This window comes from Bacteroides sp. AM16-13 (genome assembly GCF_003602705.1).
GTDB lineage: Bacteria > Bacteroidota > Bacteroidia > Bacteroidales > Bacteroidaceae > Bacteroides > Bacteroides xylanisolvens.
Map to the genome: position 1 here is coordinate 1 of NZ_QTLK01000035.1, position 1031 is coordinate 1031.

The following is a 1031-nucleotide window of genomic DNA, read 5'->3' on the forward strand; positions in this document are numbered from 1 at the left end:
TAATCCACGCGGATGTTTTCTTCTACCATATTGCGTGGCATATAGCCTCCATTTCGGATGTAATTATCCACAAAGTAGAGTACCATATTGGAGTTGTACATTGTAGTACCGCCATAACTTTGTTCTGCAAAACAGTAGTTGTCATACCAAGGTTTCATAGCTTCTATCAGCTCGTCGGTAGAGTGGTGAAACTGGCAGGTAGTGGCATAATAATCCAACATTGCGCGCACCTCTTCTTCGTTGAATCCGGTCATTTCATTAAATTCCGGAGAGAGCGAATAATTGGTGCCGATATTGAATCCGCTGGTGAGATCGTCCATCGTGACGGGGCTGACACCAGTCACGAAGCAACGTTTGATAGTGGAGTCCGTGCCTGCTTTCACCGTATCGAAGAAGCTGCGCAGATAACCGGTTCCGTGCGTCTCGCTCTTGTAATCTTCCAGACAGGCAGGTTCTGATAAGATTTTGTTTGTAAAGTGGTCGTATTCATCAATGAACAGATAAATCTGTTGATTGGTCTTCACACATTCTTTATATAGATAATCCAGTTGCTCTACGGCTCCCTTTTTCTTATTCATTTCTTCCTTTATCCCTTCGGGAAGATATTGCGCGTAGACATCGCAGAAAAAGTTGAATTCTGTGTTGCAATGTGCGTCCAATGATTGCCGGTAACTATTTAATTCGGCATTAACTACGGCAAAGTTTAGATAAATGATGAGATATGAATTTCGTTCGGGAGTGGGATGTTTTCCTATGTACAGGTCGCCATACCATTTCTTAAACTTGTCCGCCTCTAATATGTTATAATAATGTCGGAGCATGGAGATCGTTAAGCTCTTTCCGAACCTTCGTGGGCGAATGTAAAAGAAATACTTGTTCGCGTTTTCTATAAGCGGGATATAATGTGTCTTGTCCACGTAATAACAGTCGTCTTCGCGGACATCGATAAAGTTCATCATTCCGTACGGAATACGTTTGCGCTTTACTGGTTGGTTCATAACTCTTTCATTTTCTCACAAAAGTAACAATAA

At 42.0% G+C, this 1031-nt stretch carries 1 protein-coding gene; it reads right to left on the minus strand.

Going from position 1 to position 1031, the window contains the following annotated elements:
- Positions 1 to 998, minus strand: a 998-nt coding sequence (locus tag DW173_RS21385; protein WP_158593292.1) for an AAA family ATPase, incomplete at its 3' end; no start/stop codon positions are given.
- Positions 999 to 1031: the final 33 nt, after the last annotated feature.